General features: G+C 71.7%; 17 protein-coding genes. 1 reads left to right on the plus strand and 16 read right to left on the minus strand.

The window, feature by feature from the left end; translation table 11 throughout:
* Nucleotides 1-147: 147 nt before the first annotated feature.
* The 7 genes from pyrF to pyrR are packed head-to-tail and all read right to left on the minus strand — an operon-like array spanning nt 148 to nt 9,185.
* Complete coding sequence (gene pyrF / locus QFZ50_RS07465; RefSeq protein WP_307083113.1) at nt 148-999, minus strand: orotidine-5'-phosphate decarboxylase; 852 nt, start codon at nt 997-999, stop codon at nt 148-150.
* Nucleotides 989-4,297, minus strand: a complete 3,309-nt coding sequence (gene carB / locus QFZ50_RS07470; protein WP_307083114.1) for a carbamoyl-phosphate synthase large subunit — start codon at nt 4,295-4,297, stop codon at nt 989-991. Before carB ends, pyrF begins: the two co-directional genes overlap by 11 nt.
* Nucleotides 4,297-5,643: a glutamine-hydrolyzing carbamoyl-phosphate synthase small subunit gene (gene carA, locus QFZ50_RS07475; RefSeq protein WP_307083115.1), complete on the minus strand. Its 1,347-nt coding sequence runs from the start codon at nt 5,641-5,643 to the stop codon at nt 4,297-4,299. Before carA ends, carB begins: the two co-directional genes overlap by 1 nt.
* The gene (locus QFZ50_RS07480; RefSeq protein ID WP_307083116.1) at nt 5,640-6,179 is read right to left on the minus strand and encodes a PH-like domain-containing protein; all 540 of its coding nucleotides are present in this window, start codon (nt 6,177-6,179) and stop codon (nt 5,640-5,642) included. The genes carA and QFZ50_RS07480 overlap by 4 nt, the downstream gene beginning before the upstream one ends.
* Nucleotides 6,167-7,558 carry a dihydroorotase gene (locus tag QFZ50_RS07485; protein ID WP_307083117.1) on the minus strand — a complete coding sequence of 464 codons (1,392 nt, stop codon included), beginning with the start codon at nt 7,556-7,558 and terminating at the stop codon, nt 6,167-6,169. Before QFZ50_RS07485 ends, QFZ50_RS07480 begins: the two co-directional genes overlap by 13 nt.
* On the minus strand, nt 7,555-8,601 hold the full coding sequence (locus tag QFZ50_RS07490; protein WP_307083118.1) for an aspartate carbamoyltransferase catalytic subunit: 1,047 nt from the start codon (nt 8,599-8,601) through the stop codon (nt 7,555-7,557). The genes QFZ50_RS07485 and QFZ50_RS07490 overlap by 4 nt, the downstream gene beginning before the upstream one ends.
* Nucleotides 8,598-9,185 (minus strand): bifunctional pyr operon transcriptional regulator/uracil phosphoribosyltransferase PyrR, encoded by a 588-nt coding sequence (pyrR, locus tag QFZ50_RS07495; protein ID WP_307083119.1) that lies wholly within the window; start codon nt 9,183-9,185, stop codon nt 8,598-8,600. The genes QFZ50_RS07490 and pyrR overlap by 4 nt, the downstream gene beginning before the upstream one ends.
* 96 nt (nt 9,186-9,281) lie before the next feature.
* On the opposite strand from pyrR, the gene QFZ50_RS07500 reads away from it, so the two are divergent.
* A complete protein-coding gene (locus tag QFZ50_RS07500) occupies nt 9,282-10,577 on the plus strand; it encodes a PrsW family intramembrane metalloprotease (protein ID WP_307083120.1) in 1,296 nt (431 codons plus the stop codon).
* Nucleotides 10,578-10,722: 145 nt separating this feature from the next.
* Here the strand turns inward: QFZ50_RS07500 and nusB are convergent, their stop codons facing one another.
* The 9 genes from nusB to alaS form a co-directional block, all read right to left on the minus strand.
* Nucleotides 10,723-11,133: a transcription antitermination factor NusB gene (gene nusB / locus QFZ50_RS07505; protein ID WP_307083121.1), complete on the minus strand. Its 411-nt coding sequence runs from the start codon at nt 11,131-11,133 to the stop codon at nt 10,723-10,725.
* Entirely contained in the window at nt 11,130-11,693 is a 564-nt protein-coding gene (efp, locus tag QFZ50_RS07510; RefSeq protein WP_104050627.1) for an elongation factor P, read from the minus strand. The genes nusB and efp overlap by 4 nt, the downstream gene beginning before the upstream one ends.
* A 143-nt stretch (nt 11,694-11,836) precedes the next feature.
* Nucleotides 11,837-12,931 (minus strand): 3-dehydroquinate synthase, encoded by a 1,095-nt coding sequence (gene aroB / locus QFZ50_RS07515; RefSeq protein WP_307083122.1) that lies wholly within the window; start codon nt 12,929-12,931, stop codon nt 11,837-11,839.
* Nucleotides 12,921-13,520, minus strand: coding sequence for a shikimate kinase (locus tag QFZ50_RS07520; RefSeq protein ID WP_307083123.1), 600 nt, complete (start codon nt 13,518-13,520; stop codon nt 12,921-12,923). Before QFZ50_RS07520 ends, aroB begins: the two co-directional genes overlap by 11 nt.
* Entirely contained in the window at nt 13,520-14,728 is a 1,209-nt protein-coding gene (aroC, locus tag QFZ50_RS07525) for a chorismate synthase (protein ID WP_307083124.1), read from the minus strand. Before aroC ends, QFZ50_RS07520 begins: the two co-directional genes overlap by 1 nt.
* Nucleotides 14,729-14,760: 32 nt before the next feature.
* Nucleotides 14,761-15,633, minus strand: a complete 873-nt coding sequence (locus QFZ50_RS07530; RefSeq protein WP_307083125.1) for a shikimate dehydrogenase — start codon at nt 15,631-15,633, stop codon at nt 14,761-14,763.
* A gap of 12 nt (nt 15,634-15,645) precedes the next feature.
* Complete coding sequence (gene mltG, locus QFZ50_RS07535; RefSeq protein ID WP_307083126.1) at nt 15,646-16,866, minus strand: endolytic transglycosylase MltG; 1,221 nt, start codon at nt 16,864-16,866, stop codon at nt 15,646-15,648.
* A complete protein-coding gene (gene ruvX / locus QFZ50_RS07540) occupies nt 16,863-17,447 on the minus strand; it encodes a Holliday junction resolvase RuvX (protein WP_307083127.1) in 585 nt (194 codons plus the stop codon). The genes mltG and ruvX overlap by 4 nt, the downstream gene beginning before the upstream one ends.
* A 41-nt stretch (nt 17,448-17,488) precedes the next feature.
* Entirely contained in the window at nt 17,489-20,167 is a 2,679-nt protein-coding gene (alaS, locus tag QFZ50_RS07545) for an alanine--tRNA ligase (RefSeq protein WP_307083128.1), read from the minus strand.
* Nucleotides 20,168-20,256 lie beyond the last annotated feature (89 nt).

Consider the following 20,256-nt stretch of genomic DNA (forward strand, 5'->3'; position numbering starts at 1 on the left):
GCTCCCTGCACTGGACGGCACCACGGATGGCGGCGACCGCTCGTCGTCTGGATCGGTCAAGGGTCTCCCCGGGACGGGGTGGGGCTGGAACCGAACCTACCGGGCGCGGGGCCCCTAAATCAATGCACGGGCTGCCGCCCGGGGCTCTCAGGCGAGCTCGTCGCGCGTCCGCTCCGCGGCGGTCCGCAGCGCGGCGGCGTCGGGCCCTGCAGCGAGGACGGCACGGCTCGACGTGGGGAGGACGGACGGGAGGGCGTCGCCGAAGGCGGCCCGCAGCTCGCGCGGCCCCGCCCCCTGGGCGCCGACGCCGGGAGCGAGGATGGGGCCGTTGAGGCCGGCCAGGTCGAGGCCGAGCCCCTGCGCGGCATCGCCGACGGTGGCGCCTACCACCAGGCCCACGTGCCCCCGCCCGCGTCCGGCGTTCTCGGCGGCGGCCGCCAGGGCGATCGAGCGGGCCACGGACGCCGCTCCCCCCACGTGCTGGACGGAACGGCCCTCCGGGTTCGAGGTCAGCGCGAGGACGAACACGCCCCGCCCGGTGGCGGCGGCGAGGTCGAGGGCCGGCCGGAGGGACTCGAACCCGAGATACGGGTTCAGGGTGACGGCGTCGGCGGCGAGGGGCCGCCCCTCCCCCAGCCAGGCGTCGGCGTACGCCTGCATCGTGGACCCGATGTCCCCGCGCTTCGCGTCGGCGATGGTCAGGACGCCGGCGTCGGCAGCGCGGGCCAGCAGGGTCTCGAGGACCGCGAGCCCCCGCCCGCCGTGCCGCTCGTACAGCGCGACCTGCGGCTTGAGGGCCGCGGCCACGGGCCCGACGGCGTCGAGCACCGTCAGCGAGAACCGTTCCAGCCCCGCCGGCGAGTCCTCGAGCCCCCAGTCCGCGAGCAGCCCGGGGTGGGGGTCGATGCCCACGCACAGGCTGCCGCGGGCCGCCCGAACCGCCGCGAGCCGCTCCCCGAACGGGGCGCGGACCGGGACGGCACCGGCCTCAGGACGCATTGCGGGCCTCGGACGCTGCCCGCAGGTTCGCGGCGTGCTCCTGCAGGCTCGTCACGGACCACTCGTAGGAGCGCATGGCCTCGATCGCCTGGACGGCCGCCCCGACCTCGGGGATCGTCGTGATGACCGGCAGCCCGTAGGACGTCGCGGCGGCCCGGATCTCGTACCCGTCCCCGCGGGCCTGGCCCCCGGAGGGCGTGTTGATGATCATGTCGATCCCGCCCTCGGTGATGAGGTCGACGACGGTGCCCTCCCCCGCGGCCCCTGCGCCCTCGGCGACCTTGCGCACCGTCGTCGCCTGGATGCCGTTGCGGCGCAGCACGTCGGCGGTGCCGCCCGTCGAGACGATCTCGAAGCCGAGGTCCACGAGGCGCTTCACCGGCATGACGATGGCGCGCTTGTCCCGGTTGGCGACGGAGACGAAGACCTTGCCCTCGACGGGCAGGGCCGCGTTCGCGGCCGCCTGGCTCTTCGCGAAGGCCGTGTCGAAGTACTTGTCGATGCCCATGACCTCGCCGGTGGAACGCATCTCGGGGCCGAGCAGCGAGTCCACGACGGTGCCCTCCGGTGTGCGGAAGCGGCTGAAGGGCAGCACGGCCTCCTTGACGGAGACGGGCGCGTCGAGCGGGAGCGACCCGCCGTCGCCCTGTGCCGGCAGCAGCCCGCGCTCCCGCAGTTCGGCCACCGTCACGCCCGTGCCGATGAGCGCCGCGCCCTTCGCGAGCTGCACGCCCGTGGCCTTGGAGACGAAGGGCACGGTCCGCGAGGCCCGCGGGTTCGCTTCGAGGACGTAGAGCACGTCTGAGGCCAGGGCGAACTGGATGTTGATGAGTCCGCGCACGCCGACCCCCTGGGCGATGGCGAGTGTCGCCTCGCGGACGCGCTGCAGCACGTCGGCGCCGAGCGTGATGGGCGGCAGCACGCACGCGGAGTCGCCGGAGTGGATGCCGGCCTCCTCGATGTGCTCCATGATGCCGCCGAGGTACATCTCGGTGCCGTCGAAGAGGGCGTCGACGTCGATCTCGATGGCGTCCTCGAGGAAGCGGTCGATCAGCACGGGGTGGGCCTCGGTGATCTCCGTGGCGTTGGCGATGTAGCGCGAGAGGTTGGCCTCGTCGTAGACGATCTCCATGCCGCGGCCGCCGAGGACGTAGGAGGGCCGGACGAGCACGGGGTAGCCGATGGCGTCGGCGATGCTCTTGGCGTCCTCGAAGGACACGGCCGTGCCGTTCTTCGGCGCGATGAGGCCGCCGGCGTCGAGCACGCGGCTGAAGGCCCCGCGGTGCTCGGCGAGGTCGATGGCCTCCGGGGAGGTGCCAAGGATGGGGATGCCGGCGTCGGCGAGCTCCTGGGCGAGCTTCAGCGGTGTCTGGCCGCCGAGCTGCACGAAGACGCCGAGCACGCCGCCGGTGCGCTGCTCGGCCGCGATGACCTCGAGGACGTCCTCGAGGGTCAGGGGCTCGAAGTACAGGCGCGTGGAGATGTCGTAGTCGGTGGACACCGTCTCGGGGTTGCAGTTGATCATGACGGTCTCGTAGCCGGCCTGGCGCAGCGCCATGGTGGCGTGGACGCACGAGTAGTCGAACTCGATGCCCTGCCCGATCCGGTTGGGCCCGGAGCCCAGGATGACCACCGAGGGCTTCTCGTGCGCCTCCACCTCGTCCTCCTCGTCGTAGGACGAGTAGTGGTACGGCGTGTAGGCGGCGAATTCGGCGGCGCACGTGTCCACGGTCTTGAACACGGGCCGGATGCCGAGGGCGTGCCGCACGCCGCGGACCACGGCGTCGGGGGTGTGCGTGAGCGCGCCGATCTGCTCGTCGGAGAAGCCGTGGCGCTTGGCGAGCCGCAGCACCTCCTCGGTGAGGTTCGGCGCCGTGCGCACCTCCTCGGCGATCTCGTTGAGCAGGACGAGCTGGTCGAGGAACCAGGGGTCGATCCCCGTCGCCTCGTACAGCCGCTCCACGCTCGCGCCGCCCAGCAGGGCTCGCTGCACCTGGGAGAGACGCTCGGTGGTGGGGCGCTTCGCGGCCTCCACGAGGGCGTCGACCTCGTCCGCGCCGACGGGCGCAAAGGAGAGCTGGGAGCCCTTCTGCTCGAGCGAGCGGAGGGCCTTCTGCAGCGCCTCGGTGAAGTTGCGGCCCATCGCCATGGCCTCGCCGACCGATTTCATGGTGGTGGTGAGCGTGGGGTCCGCCGCGGGGAACTTCTCGAACGCGAAGCGGGGCACCTTCACCACCACGTAGTCGAGGGTCGGCTCGAACGACGCCGGGGTCTTCAGGGTGATGTCGTTCGGGATCTCGTCCAGCGTGTAGCCGAGGGAGAGCTTCGTGGCGATCTTCGCGATCGCGAAGCCCGTGGCCTTCGACGCCAGGGCGGACGAACGGGACACCCGGGGGTTCATCTCGATGACGACGACGCGGCCGGTGTCCGGCTCGACGGCGAACTGGATGTTGCAGCCGCCGGTGTCGACACCGACCTCGCGGATCACGGCGATCGAGATGTCCCGCAGGCGCTGGTACTCGCGGTCGGTGAGGGTCAGGGCGGGCGCCACCGTGATGGAGTCGCCCGTGTGCACGCCCACCGGGTCGAAGTTCTCGATGGAGCAGACGACCACGACGTTGTCGTTCTTGTCGCGCATCATCTCGAGCTCGTACTCCTTCCACCCGAGGATGCTCTCCTCGAGGAGGACCTCGCTCGTGGGGCTGTACTGCAGGCCCTGGCCGACGATCCGGCGCAGGTCCTGCTCCGTGTACGCGAGGCCGGAGCCGAGGCCGCCCATCGTGAAGGACGGCCGGACCACCATGGGGTACCCGAGGTCGTCGGCCGCTGCGAGGGCCTCGTCGATCGAGTGGATGATGGCGGACCGGGCGGACTCGGCGCCGCAGCGCTCGACGACGCCCTTGAACTTCTCGCGGTCCTCGCCGAGCTCGATGGCGGCGATGTTCGCGCCGATGAGCTCGACACCGAACTTCTCCAGCACGCCGTTCTTGTCCAGTGCGATGGCCGTGTTCAGCGCCGTCTGGCCGCCGAGGGTCGGCAGCAAGGCGTCCGGGCGTTCCTTCTCGATGATCTTCGCGACGACGTCGGGCGTGATCGGTTCCACGTACGTGGCGTCCGCGAACTCGGGGTCCGTCATGATGGTGGCGGGGTTCGAGTTCACGAGGATGACCCGCAGGCCCTCCTCGCGCAGGACGCGCAGCGCCTGGGTGCCCGAGTAGTCGAATTCGGCCGCCTGGCCGATGACGATCGGCCCGGAGCCGATGACCAGGACGCTCGTGAGGTCGGTTCTGCGGGGCATCAGTTCTCTTCCTGCGTTGTGCTGCTCGATGTCGTGCTGTGCCGGGGCTGCGTGCCCGTCACCTTGGAACCGTGCGTGCCGAGTTCCGCGGCGGCCGCCGTGGCGAGTGCCGCCGCTTCCGACGGGGCGTCGAGGGCCGAGGCCAGGACGGCGTTGCCGGAGCCGGGGCTCTCCTTCTCGGCCCGCATGAGGTCGAGGAAGCGGTCGAAGAGGTAGGCGGAGTCGTGGGGGCCGGCGGCCGCCTCGGGGTGGTACTGGACGGAGAAGGCCGGGAGGTCAAGGCACGCGAGGCCCTCGACGACGTCGTCGTTGAGGTTCACGTGGCTGACCTCGACGCGGCCGTACGCGCCGGCGGGCGCGTCCACCGGACCGTCGAGAGGCGCGTCGACGGCGAACCCGTGGTTGTGCGAGGTGATCTCCACCTTGCCGGTCCGCCGGTCGAGGACCGGCTGGTTGATGCCGCGGTGCCCGTAGCGGAGCTTGTAGGTGCCGAAGCCGAGGGCGCGTCCGAGGATCTGGTTGCCGAAACAGATCCCGAAGAACGGCAGGCGGGCGTCGAGGACCCGGCGCAGGAGTTCCACCTGCGCGTCGGCGGTGGCGGGATCGCCCGGCCCGTTGGACATGAACACGCCGTCCGGCCCGGCGGCGGTGATGTCCTCGAAGGTGGCGCCGGCGGGCAGGACGACCGTGCGCACGCCGCGCTCGGCGAAGTGCTTGGGTGTCATGGCCTTGATGCCGAGGTCCAGCGCCGCGATGGTCGCCTGCGTCTCGCCGGTCCAGCCGTGGTCCGCGGGTTCGACGACGTAGGCCTCGTCGATGCTGACCTCCTCGGCGAGCCGTGCTCCGGCCATGGACGGCTGGGCGAGGACCTGCTCGACGAGCCGCTCCTCGCCGGCTGCGGCGTCCGCGCCGGAGAAGATCCCGGCCCTCATGGCGCCGCGCTCCCGGAGGTGGCGGGTGATGGCGCGTGTGTCGACGCCCTCGATGCCCACGATGCCCTGCTCGCGCAGCTGCTCGTCCAGGCTCTGCTCGGAGCGCCAGTTGGACGGGCGGCGGGCGGCGTCGCGGATGATGTAGCCGGCCACCCAGATGCGGCGCGACTCGGCGTCGTCGGCGTTCACGCCCGTGTTGCCGATGTGCGGGGCGGTCTGCACCACGAGCTGGCGGGCGTAGGACGGATCGGTGATGGTCTCCTGGTAGCCGGTCATGCCGGTGGCGAAGACGGCCTCTCCCAGGGCGGTGCCTTCGGCGCCGTAGGCGCGGCCGCGGAAGGTCCGTCCGTCCTCCAGGACGAGCACCGCGGGTGCGTTCGTTCGGACCGGTGCCTTCGATGGAGCGTGGCTCACAGCTGTTCCCTGCCTTCGGGGGTCGGTGGAGTTCGGTGGTCTGGTGGATCGGAGGGGATGAGCGCAGCGACCGCTGCGACGAGCTGGGCCTTGTGCGCCGGGTGGCGGGTGCGGAAGCCCGTGTCCACGCGCAGCGCGCCGAGGCGCCAGGTCACGACGACCAGGCCCTCCTTCTCGACGAACTTCCCCGTCATGCCGCTCGCGAGCTGCACGGCGGTGAGGTCGGTGCGGGGGATGAAGACCGTGCGCGCGCCGGTGCGGGCGAACACGAGGCCGTCGGGGTGGACGGCGGCGACGGCGTTGCCGCGGAGCCCCAGCCCGTGGACCGCGATGCGGTCCAGCCAGTCCCCCGCCGTCGTCGTGGCGACGTACTGGCCCGCGGCCTCGTAGAGGACGGGCCCGGGGTCGGCGGGCGGCTCGGGCGGCGCGGGGACGTCGGACTGCCGGCGGAGCCTGTTGCGCCACCCGAGCGCCATGAGCGCGACGAGGACGGCGATGATGCCCAGGGTCAGGGCGACCCAGCCTAGAGACTCCATGCCGGCGCCTCCCCGCCCGCCGCCGGGGCTGCCGGGCGCGGTGTGGCCAGGCGGCCCTCGAGCACCGTGGCGTGGCCGGCGAGGAAGGTCGCGCGCACGCTGCCGGGCAGTTCGAGGCCGCGGAACGGGTTGTTGCGTCCCTTCGTGGCCATGGTCGAGGGGTCCACCGTCCACCGGGCGGCGGGGTCGACGAGGATCAGGTTCGCGGGTTCACCCACGGCGAGCGGCCTGCCCTGGTGGGCGAGGCGGCCGATGCGCGCCGGCGCCACGGAGGTGACGCGGGCGAAGCCCTCCCAGTCGAGCAGCCCCGTCTCCACCATGGTGTGCTGTACCACGGACAGCGCGGTCTCGAGGCCCGTCATGCCCATCGCGGCCTGCGCCCACTCGCACTCCTTGTGCTCGCTCGGGTGCGGCGCGTGGTCGGTCCCCACGACGTCGATCGTCCCGTCGGCGAGGGCCGCGCGGAGGGCGGTGACGTCGTCGGCGGTGCGCAGCGGCGGGTTGACCTTGTAGACGGGGTCGTAGCTGCGGACCAGCTCGTCGGTGAGCAGGAGGTGGTGCGGGGTGACCTCGGCGGTGACGTCGATCCCGCGGGCCTTGGCCCACCGGATGATCTCGACCGATCCGGCCGTGGAGACATGGCAGACGTGCAGCCGCGACCCGACGTGCTGGGCGAGGAGGACGTCGCGGGCGATGATGCTCTCCTCCGCGACGGCAGGCCAGCCGGTGAGGCCGAGGACCGCCGAGACGTCGCCCTCGTTCATCTGGGCGCCCTCGGTGAGGCGCGGTTCCTGCGCGTGCTGAGCGATCACGCCGTCGAACGCCTTCACGTACTCGAGGGCGCGGCGCATGAGGACCGGGTCGGAGACGCAGACGCCGTCGTCGGAGAACACGCGCACCGACGCCGGCGACTCGGCCATGGCACCGAGTTCCGCGAGGCGTTCGCCGCCGAGGCCGACGGTGACGGCTCCGACGGGACGCACCTCGACCCAGCCGGAGGCCAGGCCCAGGCGGTAGACCTGCTCCACCACGCCCGCGGTGTCGGCCACCGGGGAGCTGTTGGCCATGGCGTGCACGGCGGTGAAACCGCCGAGGGCGGCGGCGCGGGAGCCGGTCTCGACCGTCTCGGCGTCCTCCCGTCCGGGCTCCCGGAGGTGGGTGTGGAGGTCCACCATGCCGGGCAGGGCGACGAGCCCCGCTGCCTCGATGATCACCGCGTCCGGGGATGCCGCCTCCGCTGCCGCGCCGCCCACGGCCGCGATGACGCCGTCGCGCACGAGGAGGTCCTCGGCTCCGCGACCGAGGAGGGAGGCGCCGCGGACGAGGTACTGGGCGGGCGTGCCGGGGGTGTTGCTGGGGGTGCTGCTGGGGGTCGTCACGAGGTGCGGCCTTCCGGGATCAGGGCGGTCGGGTCGTCGTGCTGGTCCTGCTGCTGCTCCTGCTGCTGGTCCTGCTCGTCGTGGTGGTCGCCCGAGAGCAGCAGGTAGAGCGCGGCCATGCGCACGGACACGCCGTTGCGGACCTGCGCGAGGACGGTGGAGCGCGGGGAGTCGGCCGCGGCCGAGGAGATCTCCAGGCCCCGGTTCATCGGCCCGGGATGCATGATGACGGTGTCGTGCAGGCCCATCGTGTCCAGCAGTGCGAGGCGTCCGTCGTCGAAGCCCCAGCGCCGCGAGTACTCCCGCGTGGAAGGGAAGAACGCGGCATTCATGCGCTCGGCCTGCAGGCGGAGCATCATCACGGCGTCGGGCCGCTGGGCGAGGGCGTCGTCGAGGTTGTAGTACACCGTGCAGGGCCAGGAACCGATCCCGACGGGCAGCAGCGTGGGCGGGCCCGCGAGCAGGACCTCCGCACCCAGGGTCGTCAGGAGCCACACGTTGGAGCGGGCCACCCGCGAGTGGAGCACGTCACCGACGATCAGCACCTTCATCCCGGCGAGCGTGGTGCCGGCCGACGGCCCGCCGCCTACCTTCGCCCAGTGCCGGCGCAGCGTGAACGCGTCGAGCAGCGCCTGGGTGGGGTGTTCATGGGTGCCGTCGCCTGCATTGACGACGGCGGCGTCGATCCAGCCCGAGGCTGCGAGGCGGGCGGGGGCGCCGGAGGCGGAGTGCCGGATGACGACGGCGTCCGCACTCATGGCCTCCAGGGTCTGCGCGGTGTCCTTCAGGGACTCGCCCTTGGACACCGAGGAGCCCTTCGCCGCGAAGTTGATGACGTCCGCGGAGAGCCGCTTCGCTGCCGCCTCGAAGGAGATGCGGGTGCGGGTGGAGTCCTCGAAGAACAGGTTCACGACGGTGCGTCCACGCAGTGCCGGGAGCTTCTTGATCTCGCGCTCCCCCACCGCGGCCATCTCCTCGGCGACGTCGAGGAGGCGGAGCGCATTCCGGGCGGAGAGATCCTGCGTGCTGAGCAGGTGCTTCACGCGCGGTCCTCGATGACGACCTCGTTGACGGCCGAGCCGCCGATCAGGTCGATCTCCGCGAGGTGGACGCGCACGCGCTCGCGGGACGACGTGGGGAGGTTCTTGCCCACGTGGTCGGCCCGGATCGGCAGCTCCCGGTGTCCGCGGTCCACGAGGACCGCGAGGCGGACGGCGCGGGGACGCCCGAGGTCGGCCAAGGCGTCGAGGGCGGCGCGGACCGTGCGGCCGGAGTAGAGCACGTCGTCCACGAGCACCACCACCTTGTCGTCGATGCCCGACGGCGGCAACTGGGTCGCGAGGGGCGAGCGGGTGGGGTTGCGCCGGAGGTCGTCGCGGTACATGGTCACGTCGAGCTGCCCGGTGATGAGGTCCGGGTCGACGGTGGTGTCGACGGCCGCGATCTTCTGGGCGAGGCGCTGGGCCAGGGGGAAGCCCCTGCGGGGGATGCCGAGGAGGACGAGGTCGCGGGACCCCTTGTTCGCCTCGAGGATCTCGTGGGCGATGCGCGTGAGAGCGCGGTCTATATCTGCTTCTGCGAGAACAACGCGCTTGTGCAGGCCGGATTCCGGAGCTGGCACGGTCATAACACGCTTCCTCCTTCCCCGCCTCACCGGACGGCATTTAAAGGTTGGTTGCGGTGTCAAAACTACCACAGCGCCGCTTGCCCCTAGGGTTGCCTCATGGCTATGAACAACCCCGGCGCGGGTCCAGGCGGCCCGCAGTGGAACAGCTCACAGGGCTACGGACAGCGACTCGAGGACCGCTCCCAGCCCCACCAGCACCAAGGCTGGTGGGGTACGACGACGCTGCGCCACCACCACCCCGCACCCACCCGGACGGCCGGGCCGTTGCTCCCCGTCTGGAACCAGCCGCCGCCGCGACGGCGGGGTGCGCTCAACGTCGTCCTCGTGATCGTCGCGGCCCTCGTGGTGGCGGGCGTACTGCTCCTGCTCTCCCTGTCGCTCGGCCCGTCGGCGTTCCTGCTGTGCGGGATCCTCGCCCTCGTCCCCCTCGGTATCTGCCTGCTCGGCCTCCACTGGATCGACCGGTGGGACCCCGAACCGCGGGGCGCCCTGCTCTTCGCGTTCCTCTGGGGCGCTGGGACCTCCGTGGTCGTCACGCTGCTGCTCGGCACCTACGTGGTGGACCTGCTGGGCAACGCCCTCACCACCACCTCCCCGGAGGTGATCGGGCCCGTCCTGCAGGCACCGCTGGTCGAGGAGTTCGCCAAGGGCCTGGGAGTGCTGGTCCTCGTCTACACCCGCCGGAGCCACTTCGACGGTCCCGTGGACGGCATCGTCTACGCCGGCACTGTCGCCGCAGGGTTCGCCTTCACGGAGAACATCCTGTACTTCGGCTCGGCCGTGATGGAGTCGAGCACCGCCGGCGCCCTCGTGGGGGTCTTCATCCTCCGGGGCCTGTTCTCCCCCTTCGCGCACGTCATGTTCACCTCGCTCCTCGGTTTCGTCCTCGGCTACGCGCTGAGCCGCGGCGGCGGGAACGCCCGGATCCTCGGCGCGTTCGTCCTCGGACTCATCCCCGCGATGGCCGGCCACATGCTGTGGAACGGCGGCACCCTCGTCCTGTTCAACGACTTCCTGCTCTTCTACCTGGTGGTGCAGGTGCCGCTGTTCATCGCCGCCGTGGTGTCCGTCGTCCTCCTCCGCCGCTCGGAGCGACGCCTGACGGAGGCACGGCTCGGCGACTACGCCCGCGCGGGCTGGTTCACGCCTGAGGAGGTGCACATGCTCGCCACGCGTCCGGGCCGGTCACAGGCCCTGGCCTGGGCGGCGTCGGTGGGCGCCAAGCCCGACATGCGCGAGTTCATCCGCACGGGCGCGCGCATCGCGTTCACCCGGCAGCGACTGCTGGGCGGACGGCACGACGCCGATTACGCGGCGCAGGAGCGCGCCCTGCTGGAGGAGGCGACGCAGCGCCGCGCGCGGATCTTCCAGGTGGCCTCCGCGGCCCGCTGACCGCCCGTCGCGCGCAGCGGTCGCAGCGGTCGTCAGGCGTCCGCACCCGTGCCGGGTGCGCAGCGGGCGGGTGCGAGGCCGTCCGGGAACGCGAGAAGCTCCCGCGGTCCGCCGGCGGCGGTCCACGGGAGCTTCCGGGGTCAGGTCAGGCGAGCAGGGTCGGCTTGAGCTGCTGCAGGCGCCCGAGGAGTCCGTTGACGAACTTCGGCGACTCGTCGGTGGAGAGCATCTTCGCGAGCTCGACGGCCTCGCTGACGGCGACCCCGTCCGGGACGTCGTCGTTGTAGAGCAGCTCCCAGGAGCCGATGCGCAGGAGCATCAGGTCGACCACGGGCATGCGGTCCAGGGTCCAGCCCTGCGAGTAGGTGCTCAGGTATTCGTCGATCTGTTCCTGGTGCTCCAGGACGCCTTCCACGATGTCCACCGTGTAGTCCGCGATGACCATGTCGGTCTTCTCGCGGCGTGCCCGGATGACCTCGAGGGCCGCCATGTCCCGCTGCGCGGATTCGAAGAGGATGTCGAGGGCCCGGCGTCGGGCCTTGCTGCGTGCACTCACTCGTTGACGCGTCCCAGGTACTCGCCCGTCCGGGTGTCGACCTTGACCTTGGTGCCGGTGCCGAGGAACAGCGGGACCTGGATCTCGTGGCCGGTCTCGACCGTGGCGGGCTTCGTGCCGCCGGTCGAACGATCGCCCTGGAGACCGGGCTCGGTGTAGGTGATCTCGAGCGTCACGGAGGCGGGCAGCTCGACGTAGAGGGGGGAGCCCTCGTGCATCGCGATGGTGGCCATCTGGCTCTCGAGCATGAAGTTCGCCGCATTGCCGACGGTCTTGCCGGGCACCGTGATCTGGTCGTAGTCCGTGGTGTCCATGAAGACGAAGTCCTCGCCGTCCTTGTACAGGTACTGGTAGTCGCGACGGTCCACCGTGGCCGTCTCGATCTTCAGACCCGCGTTGAAGGTCTTGTCGACCACCTTGCCGGAGAGGATGTTGCGAAGCTTGGTGCGGACGAAGGCTCCACCCTTGCCGGGCTTGACGTGCTGGAACTCGAGGACGTTCCAGAGGTTGCCCTCGAGCTTCAGCACAGTGCCGTTCTTGATGTCGTTCGTGGTCGCCACAGATTCACTTTCGTCGATGTCGCTGATGGATGGGCCGGCCGGGGCTCGGCGGGCGCGCGGAGGCGCGCCAAAAGTCCAGAGACCAGTCTACCCTGTGCGTCGCGGCGACCGGCTGGGCCCCGCCCGCCCACCCTGTCGACGGGTCAGGAGGCGATCTCCTGGTAGGCGGCGAACAGGAGCGAGGTGTCCGGGACCTCGAGCATGCCGGGGCGGCCGATGCCGTCGAGGACGACGAAGCGCAGCAGATCGCCCCGGGACTTCTTGTCGCGGCGCATGCCGTCGAGGAGCGCGGCCCACCGGTCGCGCCGGTAGGTGACGGGCAGGCCGAGCGACGCCAGGATGGTCCGGTGGCGGTCGGCGTCCGCGTCGCTCAGGCGCCCGACCATCCGGGAGAGCTCGGCGGCGAACACGAGACCCACCGACACGGCCGCGCCGTGCCGCCAGGAGTAGCGCTCGGCGAGCTCGATCGCGTGCCCGAGCGTGTGGCCGTAGTTGAGGTACTCACGGCGGCCCGCCTCGCGCAGGTCCTCCGAGACGATCCCGGCCTTCACCCGGATGGCGCGCTCCACGAGGTCCCGCAGCACGGGCGAGGTGGCATCCGTGGCCGCCGTCGTGTCCTGCTCGATGATGTCGAGGATGGCCGGGTCCGCGATGAAGCCGCACTTCACCACCTCGGCGAGCCCCGTGACGAGCTCGTTCGCCGGGAGCGTCGCCAGCGCGTCGAGATCCGCGAGGACGGCTGCGGGCGGGTGGAAGGACCCCACGAGGTTCTTGCCCTCGGCCGTGTTGATGCCCGTCTTGCCGCCCACCGCTGCGTCGACCATGGCCAGGAGGCTCGTGGGCAGGTGGACCACACGCACGCCGCGGAGCCACGTCGCTGCGACGAAGCCACCGAGGTCCGTCACGGCGCCGCCGCCGACGGTCACGACGGCGTCGGAGCGGGTGAAGTCGTTCTGGCCGAGCACCTGCCAGCAGAAGGCCGCCACCTGGATGTGCTTGCCCTCCTCGGCGTCGGGGATCTCCGCCGTCACGGCCGTGAAGCCCGCGTCGGCGAGTTCGGCGCGCACCGTGTCACCGGTGGTGCGGAGGGCCCGCGGATGGATGACGAGTACGCGGCGCACCCGTTCGCCGAGGATGCCGGGGAGCCGGCCGAGCAGTCCGCGGCCCACGACGACGTCGTAGCCGCCCTCGCCGGCACTGCCGGTCACCGGGATGATGGTTGGTTCGTCAGTGGCCATTAGGGGTCGTCCCGCTCTCGTCGTCCAGGGTGTCGTTGGGGGTGTCGCTGGGGGTGTCGCTGGGGGTGTCGCTGGGGGTGTCGTGGTCCGCCAGGGCGCGGAGCACGGCATCGGTGGCGGCGCCGACGCTCAGGCCGCGGGTGTCGACGACGGCGGTCGCCACCGCCGCGTACACGGGCCGCCGCGCGTCGTACAGTTCCTGCCACCGTTCGGCGGGCCGGCCGGCGAGGAGGGGGCGCCCGACGTCCCCGCTGATGCGCGGGAGGACGGTCGCCAGGTCCGTGTCGAGGAACACGACGACCGCGTCGGCGAGGAGTTCCCGTGTCCCGGGGTTGAGCACGGCCCCGCCGCCGAGGGAGACCACGACGCCGTCGCCCGTCAGCGCCTCGCCCACGACCTCCGCCTCGAGCCGGCGGAACGCCTGTTCTCCGCCGCGGGCGAAGATGCCGGGGATGCTGCCGTGCCGCTCGACGATCACCCGGTCCGTGTCGACGAAGCGCGCGTCCGTCCGCCGTGCGAGCATCCGGCCGACGGCGGACTTGCCCACGGCCATGGGCCCCACGAGGACCACCGGGCGGTTCCCCCGCATCAGACTCCGGCGGAGTCCAGGAACTCCGGGATGTTCTCGAGGTAGCTGCGCAGGTTGCGGGCCGTCTCGGCCAGGGAGTCGCCGCCGAACTTCTCGGTGACGGCCTCGGCCAGGACGAGTGCCGTCATGGCCTCGGCGACGACGCCGGCGGCGGGCACCGCGCACACGTCCGAGCGCTGGTGGTGGGCGCGCGCTGCCGCTCCGGTGCTGACGTCGACGGTGCGCAGCGCGCGGGGCACGGTCGCGATGGGCTTCATCGCGGCGCGCACGCGCAGCGCGTCACCGATGCTCATGCCGCCCTCGATGCCTCCGGCGCGGTTGGACAGGCGCACGATCTTGCCGTCGTCGTTCCGGATGATCTCGTCGTGCGCCGCGGTGCCGCGGCGGGCCGCCGTCTGGAAACCGTCGCCGACCTCCACCCCCTTGATGGCCTGGATGCCCATCAGGGCGGCGGCCAGGCGGGAATCGAGCCTCCGGTCCCAGTGGACGTAACTGCCGAGTCCCGGCGGGAGCCCGTACGCGACCACCTCGACCACGCCGCCGAGCGTCTCGCCCTCCTTGTGGGCGGCGTCGACCTCGGCCACCATGGCGTCGGACGTGTCCCGGTGGAAGCAGCGCAGCGGGTCCGTGTCGAGGGCGATCACATCGCTCGGCACGGGCAGGGGTGCGTCCTCGGGGACCGAGACGGAGCCGATGGACACGGTGTGGCTGACGAGGCGGATGCCGAGGCCCGCGAGGAACTGCGCGGCGACGGTGCCGAGCGCCACCCGGGTGGCGGTCTCCCGGGCGCTGGCCCGCTCGAGGACGGGACGGGCCTCGTCGAAGCCGTACTTCTGCATGCCGGTGAAGTCGGCGTGCCCGGGGCGGGGCCGGGTGAGGGGCGCATTGCGGGCGGAGGTGGCGAGTTCGGCCGCGTCGTCGCCCTCGACGGGGTCGGCCGACATGATCTTCTCCCACTTGGGCCATTCGGTGTTCGAGACCTCGATGGCCACGGGCCCGCCCTGCGTGATCCCGTGGCGGACGCCGCCGAGGATGCGGACCTCGTCCTGTTCGAACTTCATCCGGGCGCCGCGCCCGTAGCCGAGGCGGCGACGGGCGAGGGCCTCCTGCACGTCGGCGCTCGTGACGGCCACCCCCGCGGGCATCCCCTCGATGATCCCGACCACGGCGGGGCCGTGTGATTCTCCTGCCGTCAACCAACGCAACATGGTTTCCATACTGCCATGCGGTGGCGCGTGGATCAGCGCCGCACGGCCCCCACTGCGTCACACATCACCTCGAGGACGGCGCCCCGGTCCTGTGGCACGTCGGGGAAGAACAGGCGCACCTGCTCCACGGCCTGGTGGAGCAGCATGTCCAGGCCCGGGACGATCGTCCCGCCGGCGTGCTGCCAGGCATCGGCGAGGGTGCTGGGCCAGGGGTCGTAGGCCACGTCGAGCAGCGTCCCCTGCGTCCGGAAACAGGCGTCGGCCGCGAGGTCCACGGCCAGGGGGTCGGCCGCGCGGGGCGGCAGCGTGGAGATGACGACGTCGGCCGCGCGCACGGCCTCCGCGGCGTCCGGCCAGGGCAGGAGGACGACGTCGATGCCGAGGGCTGTGCCGATGCGCAGGAGGTCGGCCGCCGCGTCGGGCCGCCGGACCGCCACGCGGACCGCGGGTGCTCCGAGCCGGGCGAGGCCGGCGACGGCCGCCGCGGCGGTGCCCCCGCCCCCGAGGACGACCGGCCCCCGGGGTCGCCGCACGCCGGCGGCGGCCAGGGCGTTGGCCACCCCGGCGACGTCGGTGTTGTGCCCGGTCAGCCGGGCGGGTCCGCCCGCGTGGTCGACGACGACCGTGTTGACGACCCCGAGGACAGCGGCCGGCTCCGTCGTGGCGTCGACGAGCCGCGCCATGGCGGCCTTGAGGGGCATGGTGACGGACAGGCCGCGCCAGCCGGTCGTGGAGCGCACGCCGGCGACGAAGGCGTCGAGGCCCGCCTCAGCGACGTCGATCGCCGTGTACGGGCACTCGATGCCGAGCGCCCGGTAGGCGGCCGCATGCAGCTGGGGCGACTTCGAGTGCCCGATCGGCGACCCGATCACGGCGGCCCGGGCGGGCGCCGCGGGGGCGACCACCTACCGGCCCACCTAGTCGCACCGACCGGGATGGTCCGTGCACCACGCCAGGTACTCGTCCACGTAGCGCAGGTGCTCCGCGTACGTCTCGGAGAACTTGGTCTCGCCGGTGTCGAGGTCCACCGTCACCCAGAAGTAGAACGGCACGTCCGCGGGATTGACCGTCGCGTCGATGGCGTCGTCGCCGGGAGACCCGATGGGGCCCTTCGGCAGTCCCGGGTTCGCGTAGGTGTTGTACGGGTTGGAGGTGTCCTGCTTCTCCTCGTCCGTGATCTGGTAGCTGCGCTTGCCGAGACCGTAGGTGACGGTCGCGTCGGACTGGATGAAGCCGCTGGTCTCGGTGTTGCCCGGCGTGAGCCGGTTGTTGATGGCGCCTGCCACCGTGGCGTAGTCGCCCTGCTGGGCCTCGGCCTGCACGATGCTCGCGATGGTCAGGATCCGGTACTGCTCGGCCGGGTCGGTCACGCCGTCGTCCGCGAGGCGGTCCGTGGTGGCCTTGACCATCTCCGTGATGATGTCGGTGGCGCTCGCGTCGACGTCGAAGCGGTACTCCCCCGGGTGCAGGTAGCCCTCGAGCGAGAGGGCCTGCGGCGGGAGGCCGAACTGGGTGGGTGCGGCGGCGAGGGCGTCGAACTCGGCCCGCGGGATGCCGGTGGAGGTGCTGAGGATGTCGAAGACCTCGCCCTGGCGGAGGTCGCGGGCCACGGCCGCGTAGGAGACGAGCGAGGGGTCGTCGCCGAGGAGCGCTTCCGCGGCGTCGGCGGCGGGCATCTGCAGGCGCATCTCGTACTCGCCCGGCTGGACCTCGCGGCCGTCCGCGATGGCCGCGAGGGCCTCGACGAAGGTCTCGGAATCGGCGACGATGTCCGCGCTCTCGAGCCCGGTGCCGATGGCGAGTGCTCCGGCGCCCTCGGTGACGGAGAAGACGGTCTCCTCGCCGCCCGGGCCGGCGTAGTCGGTGACGTCGTTCAGGCCGAGCATGTCCCGCAGCATGAGTGCCACGCCGTAGACGGTGCCCGCGAAGAGCAGGAGGACCACGAGCATGACGACGGTGCGCCTCAGGCGCCTGCGCTTCTTGGCCTTCGCCGACTGGGGCCGGCGGCCGCGGCGGGGTGCCTCCTGGTCCGCGAAGAACTGCTCGACGGGTGCGGGGTGGGCGTAGCCGTCGTCGTAGGCGGCGCGCTGCTCGTCGGATTCATGGGACGAAGGGGAATGGCGGGTACGGTTATTCACGACTCCGGATTCCTCCTGCTGGGTGAACTGTCCTTGATAACCGGCTCCTCTGTAGGGGTCAGCAATGGGCCCTGGGCGCCCTCTGCGTCACGCACAGGAACCGGATCCCCCACGTCCCGTCCGAGTGAACGTTGCGTGTCGATGGCATGCTGGAGAATTTCGACAGCTGCCACCTGGTCAACAACCTTACGATGCTCGCGGCTGCTCAGACCAGCCGCGTGCAGCGAGCGGTGGGCCGAGACGGTGCTCAGCCGCTCGTCCACCAAGCGTACCGGTACCGGCAGGGCCTGTCGCTGGAGTTCCCCGACGACCAGCGCGGCATAGGTCCGCGCCATCTCCGCCGACGCGCCCTCCCTGCCGCTGAGGTTCCGGGGGAGCCCGACGACGATCTGCACAGCGCCGCGTTCGACGGCCTCGCGCACCAGGATCCGTACGTCGCTGTTCTTGCGCGCATCGCGCTTGAGCGTGCGGATGGGCGTGGCGAGGAGCCCGTCCCGGTCGCAGCCGGCCAGTCCCACGCGGACCTGCCCGACGTCGACGCCGAGCTTCGGCCCCCGCGGGTAGGGGGCGGGGGCGTCCATGCCGGTCCCCGCTCCCCCGCCGTCGCCCGCCACCGGGGCCGTCAGCGTTCCGCCACGGCGGTGCGGATGGCGGACAGCGCCTCGGGGATCCGTGAAGCGTCCGACCCGCCGCCCTGCGCGACGTCGTCCTTGCCACCGCCGCCGCCACCGAGGATCTTCGCGGCGGTGCGCACCAGCGCGCCGGCCTTCACGCCGGCGCCGCGGGCGGCCTCGTTGGTCGCGACGAGCACGAGCGGGCGGTCCTGGGAGACGGCCGTCGCGGCGACGACTGCAGCATCCGAGCCGAGCCGGCCGCGCAGATCGAGCACGAGCGTCCGCAGGTCGTCCGCGCCGCTCACCTCGCCGGCGTCGTGCGCGATGAGGCGCACGCCGTCGACGTCCACAGCGGTGTCGACCAGCGAACCGGCGGCGGCGGCGAGCTGTTCCTTGCGGAGCTTCTCGAGCTCCCGCTCGGCGGTCTTGAGCCTGGCCAGGGTCGCCGAGAGCCGCTCGGGGAGCTGCGCGGACGGCACCTTCAGCATGTCGGAGAGCTCCGAGACGAGTGCCCGCTCGGCGGCCAGGTGACGGAAGGCGTCCAGGCCCACGAGGGCCTCCACGCGCCGGTTGCCCGACCCGACGGACTGCTCGCCCAGCAGCGTGAGGCTTCCGATGAGCGACGTCGATGCCACGTGCGTGCCGCCGCAGAGTTCCCGCGAGAACTCGGCGTTCATCTCGACCACGCGGACGGTGTCGCCGTACGCCTCGCCGAAGAGGGCGGTCGCCCCGAGCGCCTTCGCGTCGGCGAGGGACATGATCTTCGTCTCGACCTCGTAGTTGTTGCGGATCGCGATGTTGGAGACCTCCTCGATCTCCGACCGTGCGGCGGCGCTGATGCCTTCGCCCCAGGAGAAGTCGAAGCGCAGGTACCCGGCCTTGTTGAAGGACCCGCGCTGGAGGGCCTCCGGGCCGAGGATCTCGTGGAGGGCGGCGTGGACGATGTGCGTGCCGGAGTGGGCCTGCTCCCCCGCGTGCCGGCGCTGGCGGTCGACGGCGGCGATCACCCGGGCACCCTGTGCCACCTCGCCCTCACGGACGACGGCCCGGTGGACGCTGAGCCCCTTGATCGGCCGCTGCACGTCGAGGACCTCGATCACGAAGCCGTCGCCCGTGATGAGCCCGACGTCGGCCGCCTGGCCGCCCGCCTCCGCGTAGAACGGGGTCTGGTCGAGCACGATCTCGATCTCGTCGCCCTGGAGGGCGCTGGGGATCGACTGGCCCTTCGTCAGCACGCCGATGATGGTCGCCTCGGAGGTGAGCTCGTCGTAGCCGGTGAACACGGTCTGTCCGCGGCCGAGGAGCTCGGTGAAGACCGAGAGATCGGCGTGGCCGGCCTTCTTGCCCCGGGCGTCCGCCTGGGCACGCTGGCGCTGTTCGAGCATGAGGGACCGGAAGCCCTCCGCGTCGACCGCCAAGCCCGCCTCCTCCGCCATCTCGAGGGTCAGGTCGATCGGGAAGCCGTAGGTGTCGTGCAGGGTGAAGGCGTCCTGCCCGGACAGCGGGCGCTCCTCGGCCAGCGACTCGCGGACCGCTTCCTCGAGCCGTGCGGTGCCCGAGGCGATGGTGCGCAGGAACGCCTTCTCCTCGGCGTAGGCGATGCGGCTGATCCGTTCGAAGTCCTTCTCGACCTCCGGGTAGACACCCTTCATGGCATCGCGCGACGCCGGCAGGAGCTCCGGCAGGCAGGCCTTCTCCACGCCGAGCAGGCGCATCGCACGGACGGCCCGGCGGATGAGGCGGCGCAGCACGTAGCCGCGGCCCTCGTTCGAGGGCGTCACGCCGTCGGCGATGAGCATCAGGGAGGAGCGGATGTGGTCGGCGACCACGCGCATCCGGACGTCGTCCGTGTGGTGCGGGTCCTCGGGCGACTCGGCGCTCGTGTAGGTCTTCCCGCTGAGCGCTGCGGCCCGGTCGAGCACGGGGCGGACCTGGTCCGTCTCGTACATGTTCTCGACGCCCTGGAGGATCATCGCGAGGCGCTCGAGCCCGAGGCCCGTGTCGATGTTCTTCTTGGGCAGTTCCCCGAGGATCTGGAAGTCGTCCTTGCCGGTGCCTTCGCCGCGCTGGTACTGCATGAAGACGAGGTTCCAGATCTCCACGTAGCGGGTGTCGTCCGCCTCCGGGCCGCCGTCGACGCCGTAGGCGGGGCCGCGGTCGTAGAAGATCTCGGAGCAGGGGCCGGCAGGGCCGGGCTGGCCCGTGGACCAGTAGTTGTCCTTCTTGCCCATCTTCTGGATGCGCTCGGCGGGCACGCCGATGCTGTCGCGCCAGATCTCCAGCGCTTCCTCGTCCTCGTGGTAGACGGTGATCCAGAGCCGCTCCGCCGGCAGGCCGAAGCCGCCCTCGGACACGTCGCTGGTGAGCAGGGTCCATGCCAGGCGGATGGCCTCGGCCTTGAAGTAGTCCCCGAACGAGAAGTTGCCGCACATCTGGAAGAACGTCCCGTGGCGGGCGGTCTTGCCGACCTCCTCGATGTCACCGGTGCGGATGCACTTCTGGACGCTCGTGGCCCGGGCGTAGGGGGCGACCTCGCGCGCGGTCAGGTACGGGATGAACGGCACCATCCCGGCGACGGTGAACAGCAGCGACGGGTCGGAGGAGATCAGCGACGCCGAGGGCACGACCGTGTGCCCGTTCTTCTCGAAGTAGCTCAGCCAGCGGCTGGCGATCTCGTGGGACTTCATGGGTCAATCCTTCGGTGAGGGGGCGGGTCGCGATGCGGCGTGGGGCCGGCGGGCTCGGGGCGGCGTCGCCCGTGGCAGGGGACGGCTCG

The organism is Arthrobacter agilis (assembly GCF_030816075.1).
Lineage (GTDB): Bacteria > Actinomycetota > Actinomycetes > Actinomycetales > Micrococcaceae > Arthrobacter_D > Arthrobacter_D agilis_E.